The organism is Bradyrhizobium sp. S69, assembly GCF_009766005.1.
Lineage (GTDB): Bacteria > Pseudomonadota > Alphaproteobacteria > Rhizobiales > Xanthobacteraceae > Bradyrhizobium.
The window spans coordinates 135,277-141,928 of sequence record NZ_LMUK01000042.1 but is presented as its reverse complement, the minus strand read 5'-3'; the positions used below and the strand labels follow the sequence as shown (position 1 = coordinate 141,928).

The following is a 6,652-nucleotide window of genomic DNA, read 5'->3' as shown; positions in this document are numbered from 1 at the left end:
GACACGATCCAGGCCGACTATGGACCGTACGGCACCGTGAGCTGTTACTTCGCTTGAACGACAAGAAACTCCGGAGCGATCATGCCGCATTTCACGCTTGAATATTCCGCAAATCTCGATGCGCGGGTCGATATCGGTAAGGCCGTTGAAGTCGTGCGCAAGGCCGCGGTCGAGACCGGGATCTTTCCGCTCGGCGGCATCCGCGTTCGCGCCGTGCGCTGCGAGCATTATGCGATTGCCGACGGCAACCCCGATCTCGGATTCATCGCCATGGTGTTGCGGCTCGGCGAAGGCCGCGACCTGGCTTCCCGCCAGAAGGCCGGCGAGCACGTCTTCAAGGCGCTCTCGGCCTTCCTCGATCCGGTTTTTGCCAACAGCAAATTCGCGCTCTCGTTCGACATCCAGATCAACGACAAGGAGATGAGCTGGAAGCGCAACAACATCCACGAAGCCTTGAAAGAGACCTCGAAAGTGGAGGCACCCGCCCATGGATAAGGCCACACCGAAGACATCCGACGTGTTTGCCGCCAACCGCGACCGCGTCGCGCCCCTCTTGGCAAAACTGAAGCAAGAAGGCATCGGCCATCTGATCGACGGCAAGGTGGTGCCGTCGATCTCGGGGCAAACCTTCGAGACCAAATCGCCGGTCGACGGCGCTGTGCTGGCACAGGTTGCGCGCGGCGGGCCTGAGGATATCGATCGTGCCGCCACCGCGGCCGCACTTGCCTTCAAATCCTGGCGCAACATGCCGGCCGCGATGCGCAAGAAGCTGCTGCATCGCGTGGCCGACGCGATCGAGGACCGCGCCGACGACATCGCGGTGCTCGAATGCATCGATACCGGCCAGGCCCATCGCTTCATGGCCAAGGCCGCCATCCGCGCCGCAGAGAACTTCCGCTTCTTCGCCGACAGATGCACCGAGGCGCGCGACGGCTTCAACACGCCGAGCGACGAACACTGGAACGTGTCGACCCGGGTGCCGATCGGCCCGGTCGGCGTCATCACACCGTGGAATACGCCGTTCATGCTGTCGACCTGGAAGATCGCGCCAGCGCTGGCGGCGGGCTGCACCGTGGTGCACAAGCCGGCCGAATGGTCGCCAGTGACGGCCGATCTGCTCGCCAAGCTTGCAAAGCAGGCCGGCGTGCCCGACGGCGTGCTCAACACCGTGCACGGCATCGGCGAGGAAGCCGGCAAGGCGCTGACCGAACACCCCGCAATCAAGGCCATTGGATTCGTGGGCGAAAGCTCGACCGGCTCGGCGATCATGGCGCAGGGTGCGCCAACCCTGAAGCGCGTGCATTTCGAGCTCGGCGGCAAGAACCCCGTCATCGTATTCGACGATGCTGATTTGGACCGCGCGCTCGATGCGGTGGTGTTCATGATCTACTCGCTCAATGGCGAACGCTGCACCTCGTCGAGCAGGCTGTTGATCCAGCAGGGTATCGCCGACAAGTTCGTCGAGAAACTGACCGCGCGGGTCAAGGCGTTGAAGGTCGGCCATCCGCTCGATCCCGCCACCGAGATCGGACCGCTGATCCATGAGCGGCATCTCGCCAAGGTCTGCTCCTATTTCGATATCGCGCGCCAGGACGGCGCGGTGATCGCGGTCGGCGGCGCGCCGCATGACGGCCCCGGTGGTGGCCATTACATCCAGCCGACGCTGGTGACCGGCGCCAACGCCAGGATGCGGGTGGCGCAGGAGGAGGTGTTCGGGCCGTTCCTGACCGTGATCCCGTTCCGCGACGAAAACGACGCCATCGAAATCGCCAACGGCGTCGATTACGGTCTCACCGGTTATGTCTGGACCGGCGACATGGGACGCGCGCTGCGCGTCGCCGACGCGCTGGAAGCCGGCATGATCTGGCTCAACTCCGAAAACGTCCGCCATCTGCCGACGCCGTTCGGCGGCATGAAATCGTCCGGCATCGGCCGCGACGGCGGCGACTACTCGTTCGATTTCTACATGGAGACCAAGCACGTCTCGCTCGCGCGGGGCACGCACAAGATTCAGAAATTGGGAATTTAAACAACCCAGAAAACCACGAATTCTCCCGTCATTGCGAGGAGCACTTGCGACGAAGCAATCCATCTCTGAATAGCAGCAAGATGGATTGCTTCGCTTCGCTCGCAATGACTGGAGTAACTCACCACAGGAAACGCCCATGCCCGTTCCGCAACACATCTTCGACCCGCCCTTCAACATCATTCGCTCCAGCCATGTCGTGCTCGACGTGACCGACCTCGACGCCAGCCGCAAGTTCTACGAGAACACCGTAGGGCTGCATGTCGAGGATCGCGACCAGGGCGCGGTTTACCTGCGCGGCTGCGAGGAGCACCAGCATCATTCGGTGGTGCTGCGCAAGGCTGCGACCGCGGCCTGCAACCGGCTTGGGTTCAAGGTCGGCAACGACGGCGACCTCGACAAGGCCGCGGCGTTCTTCTCGGAGAACGGCATCGCTTACGCCTTCGCCGAGCAGCCGTTCCAGGGCCGCACGCTACAATTCACCGACCCGTTCGGCTTTCAGATCGAGCTCTATGCGACGATGGACAAGCGGCCGCAATTGTTGCGACGCTACGACCTCTACAAGGGCTGCCAACCGCAGCGCCTCGACCATTTCAACGTGTTCGCGGCCGAGGTTCAGGGCACCGTCGACTTTTACGCGCGGCTTGGATTCCGCCTGACTGAATACGCCGAGGAAGACGGACCGAACGGGCGCATCGCAGCCGCCTGGATGCACCGCAAGGGCAATGTGCATGATTTCGCGATCACCAATGGCCGTGGCCCGCGCCTGCATCATTTTGCGTTCTGGGTGCCGACCGCGATGAACGTCCTGCATCTGTGCGACGTGATGGCCTCCAGCGGCTATCTGGCGAATATCGAGCGCGGCCCTGGCCGCCACGGCATTTCCAACGCGTTCTTTCTCTACGTGCGCGATCCCGACGGCCATCGGCTCGAGCTCTACACCAGCGATTATTTTACCGGCGATCACGACCACGAACCGCTGCGCTGGTCGCTGAAGGATCCGCGCCGGCAAACATTGTGGGGCGCGCCGGCGCCGCGTTCCTGGTTCGAGCAGGGCTCGCCCTTCGCGGGCCAGACCGTGCGCGAACCGCAATTCGTCGCCGATGTCACGATCGCGGATTAAGCGGGACATGAATCTTGGTGACACCAATATCATACACGGGTCGTCCCGGCGTTCGCCGGGACGACGTGTTTCGGGAACCTCGCCGACCGCCTCCCTCGCCGCCCTCTCACTGCTTACTCTGGTGCTTGCGATGTCGCCCCATGCAAAGGCCGCTGAACTCAAGATGATCGCCGGCGGCTCCATGAGCGGACCACTGAAGCAGATCGTTCCGCAATTCGAACGCGCCACCGGCCACAAGCTCGTCATTCACTTCGACTCCACGCCCAATCTGATCAAGCAGGCGACGTCAGGCATGCCGCTCGATCTCGCCGTGGTTCCGGTCGATGTGTTCAACGACCCGGCTGCAAAAGCCCGTTTTGTCGCGGGACCTACCATCGACATCGCTCGCGTCGGCTATGGCGTCATCGTGCGGTCAGGTGCGGCCAAACCCGACATCAGCACCCCGGACGCGTTGAAGAAAACCCTGCTCGCCGCGCAATCGATCAGCACTGTCCCCTCCAGTGCGGCCGGCGCTTATGTGTTGAAAGTGTTCGATCGCCTCGGCGTCGCCGAGGAAATGAAGGCCAAAATCAAGCCGCAGCAATTACCCGACCAGATCGCTCCGGCGGTTGCTAACGGCGAAGTCGATTTGGGGGTATTCCTGATCAATACGCTGATCGCGCCTGGTGTCGATCTGGTGGGTCCGTTTCCCGCCGAATTGCAGCAGGAACTGGTATTCACATCGGCGGTATCGGTCGACAGCAAGGAAGCCGAGGCAGCCAAAGCCTTCATCGGCTATCTGCGGACGCCTGCCGCCACCGCCATTATCAAGGCTGCCGGCATGACACCTGGCTAAAGATACTGGCTAAGCGGCAGCCATTCTTTCACGACCGGCACTGGACACATCATGACCTCACATCGCCTCGCAACCTACTCTATCGGCGGCTCGACTCACTACGGCGCGGTGACCGACAACGGCATCGTCGATCTCTCCCGACATTTTGGCCGCGAATATCCGACCTTGCGCGAGGTGGTCGCCGCAGGCGCATTGACCAAACTCGCCGAGCATGCCGCGCGGCGTTCTCCGGACCACGCCCTCGACGCGATCGGCTGGCTGCCGCCGATCCCGGCGCCGGAAAAAATCATCTGCATCGGCGTCAATTATCCGGATCGCAACGCGGAGTATAAAGACGGCCAGGACGCGCTGAAATTTCCCAGCATGTTCATGCGCACGCCGCGTTCGTTTGTCGGCCACGACGCGCCGCTGGTGCGGCCGCGTGCGTCGGCGCAACTCGACTACGAGGGCGAATTGGTTCTCGTCATCGGCAAGGCCGGGCGTCACATTCCCGAAAGCACCGCGCTCGATCACATCGCCGCGGTCACGCTGTGTAACGAAGGCACCATCCGCGATTGGGTCAGGCACGCCAAGTTCAATGTGACCCAGGGCAAGAATTTCGATTCCACCGGCAGCCTCGGCCCCTGGCTTGTCCCCTATGCGAGCGAGTCCCAGATTGCCGACATCCGGCTCTCGACCCGCGTCAACGGCGAGACGCGGCAGGACGATCGCACCGGCCGGCTGATCTTCGGCTTCCGCTATCTGCTGCATTATATCTCGACCTTCACGACCCTGGTGCCCGGCGACGTCATCGTCACGGGCACACCGACCGGCGCCGGCGCGCGGTTCGATCCACCGCGCTACCTGAGGCCCGGTGACGTCATCGAGGTCGAAGCCGACGGCGTCGGCGTGCTACGTAACGGCGTGATCGACGAAAGCCTGTGAAACGCATTTGAGCGAACGGACAAAGCCATGACCTCCACTTCCGGCGGCGAAGCCATCGTCAACGGCCTTGTCGCGCACGGCGTCGACACGGTGTTCGGCCTGCCCGGCGCGCAGGTCTACGGGCTGTTCGATGCCTTTCATCAGGCGCAGCTCAAGGTGATCGGCGCGCGGCACGAGCAGGCCTGCGGCTACATGGCGTTCGGCTACGCGCGATCGTCCGGCAAGCCCGGCGTCTTCAGCGTGGTGCCGGGCCCCGGCGTGCTCAATGCCGGAGCGGCCATGCTCACGGCCTACGGCTGCAACGAACCGGTACTGTGCCTGACCGGCCAGGTGCCGACGGCCTATCTCGGCAAGGGCCGCGGCCATCTGCACGAAATGCCGGATCAACTCGCGACCTTGCGAAGTTTCGTCAAATGGGCCGACCGGATCGAATATCCCGATGCGGCGCCGGCGCTGGTCTCGCGCGCGTTCCAGGAGATGCTGTCGGGGCGTCGCGGCCCGGTGGCGCTGGAAATGCCGTGGGACGTGTTCACCCAGCGGGCGGATGTCGGCCCATCAAAACCATTCGAGCGGTTGCCGGCGCCGCAGCCGGATAGCGCACGCATCAAGGCCGCCGCGGCGTTGATATCGGCCAGCAAGACGCCGATGATCTTTGTCGGCAGCGGCGCCATCGACGCATGCGATGAGATTCTCGAACTTGCGGAACTGATCGACGCCCCCGTGGTGGCGTTCCGCAGCGGGCGCGGTATCGTCAGCAACGCCCACGAGCTCGGGCTGACGATGGCGTCGGCCTACAAGCTCTGGCCGCGCACCGATCTGATGATCGGGATCGGGACCCGGATGGAATTGCCCACCACGTTTCGTTGGCCGTTCCGGCCCGAGGGCCTGAAATCCGTTCGGATCGACATCGATCCGTCGGAGATGCGCCGCCTGACGGTCGACGCCCCGGTGGTCGCGGACGCGCAGGCCGGCACAAGCGAACTCCTCGCCGCGGTTCGCAAACGAGGCTACAGCAAAACCAGCGGCCGCCGCGCCGCAATCCGCGAGGCTTCGGCGGCGACGCACCAGGAAATCCAGAGCGTTCAGCCGCAGATGGCGTACCTCAACATCCTGCGCGAGGTGCTGCCGTCGAATGCGATCGTCACCGACGAGCTGTCGCAGGTCGGCTTTGCCTCCTGGTATGGCTTTCCGGTCTACGAGCCGCGCACCTTCATCACCTCGGGCTATCAGGGCACGCTCGGCTCGGGTTTTCCGACCGCGCTCGGCGCCAAGGTCGCCAACCCCGATCGGCCGGTGGTCGCGATCACGGGCGACGGCGGTTTCATGTTCGGCGTGCAGGAACTGGCAACCGCCGTGCAGTTTGGGATCGGCGTGGTGACGCTGGTGTTCAACAACAACGCCTATGGCAACGTCCGGCGCGATCAGCGCCAGCATTTCGACGGCCGCGTGGTGGCGGCCGACCTGGTCAATCCGGACTTCGTCAAGCTCGCGGAATCCTTTGGCGTCAAGGCTTCACGTGTGACCTCACCCGATCATTTCCGTCCCGCGCTGGAAAAGGCGCTGGCCGATGGCGGGCCTTGTTTGATCGACATCGAGGTGCCGACCGATTCGGAAGTCAGTCCCTGGAAGTTCATCCATCCGGCGAAGCCGCAAGACGCGCGCACCGGAACAGTGCGCGCTGCTCAGAGCCTGTGAAACTATCTCGGCCGTCATCCTGAGGTGCGGCGTCTTCGCCGCGTCTCGA

The 6,652-nt window shown here is 63.5% G+C and carries 6 protein-coding genes; all 6 read left to right on the top strand.

Going from position 1 to position 6,652, the window contains the following annotated elements; genetic code table 11:
- Positions 1 to 81 precede the first annotated feature (81 nt).
- The 6 genes from GSQ88_RS20860 (at position 82) to GSQ88_RS20835 (ending at position 6,603) form a co-directional block, all read left to right on the top strand.
- A complete protein-coding gene (locus GSQ88_RS20860; RefSeq protein ID WP_159009637.1) occupies positions 82 to 495 on the top strand; it encodes a 5-carboxymethyl-2-hydroxymuconate Delta-isomerase in 414 nt (137 codons plus the stop codon).
- Positions 488 to 2,029, top strand: coding sequence for a 5-carboxymethyl-2-hydroxymuconate semialdehyde dehydrogenase (gene hpaE, locus GSQ88_RS20855; RefSeq protein WP_159009636.1), 1,542 nt, complete (start codon positions 488 to 490; stop codon positions 2,027 to 2,029). The genes GSQ88_RS20860 and hpaE overlap by 8 nt, the downstream gene beginning before the upstream one ends.
- Before the next feature lie 136 nt (positions 2,030 to 2,165).
- A complete protein-coding gene (hpaD, locus tag GSQ88_RS20850) occupies positions 2,166 to 3,149 on the top strand; it encodes a 3,4-dihydroxyphenylacetate 2,3-dioxygenase (protein ID WP_159009635.1) in 984 nt (327 codons plus the stop codon).
- Positions 3,150 to 3,279: 130 nt separating this feature from the next.
- Complete coding sequence (gene modA / locus GSQ88_RS20845; RefSeq protein WP_246784898.1) at positions 3,280 to 3,984, top strand: molybdate ABC transporter substrate-binding protein; 705 nt, start codon at positions 3,280 to 3,282, stop codon at positions 3,982 to 3,984.
- A gap of 51 nt (positions 3,985 to 4,035) precedes the next feature.
- A complete protein-coding gene (locus GSQ88_RS20840; protein ID WP_159009633.1) occupies positions 4,036 to 4,908 on the top strand; it encodes a fumarylacetoacetate hydrolase family protein in 873 nt (290 codons plus the stop codon).
- 27 nt (positions 4,909 to 4,935) lie between these two features.
- Positions 4,936 to 6,603, top strand: coding sequence for a thiamine pyrophosphate-dependent enzyme (locus tag GSQ88_RS20835; protein ID WP_159009632.1), 1,668 nt, complete (start codon positions 4,936 to 4,938; stop codon positions 6,601 to 6,603).
- Positions 6,604 to 6,652 lie beyond the last annotated feature (49 nt).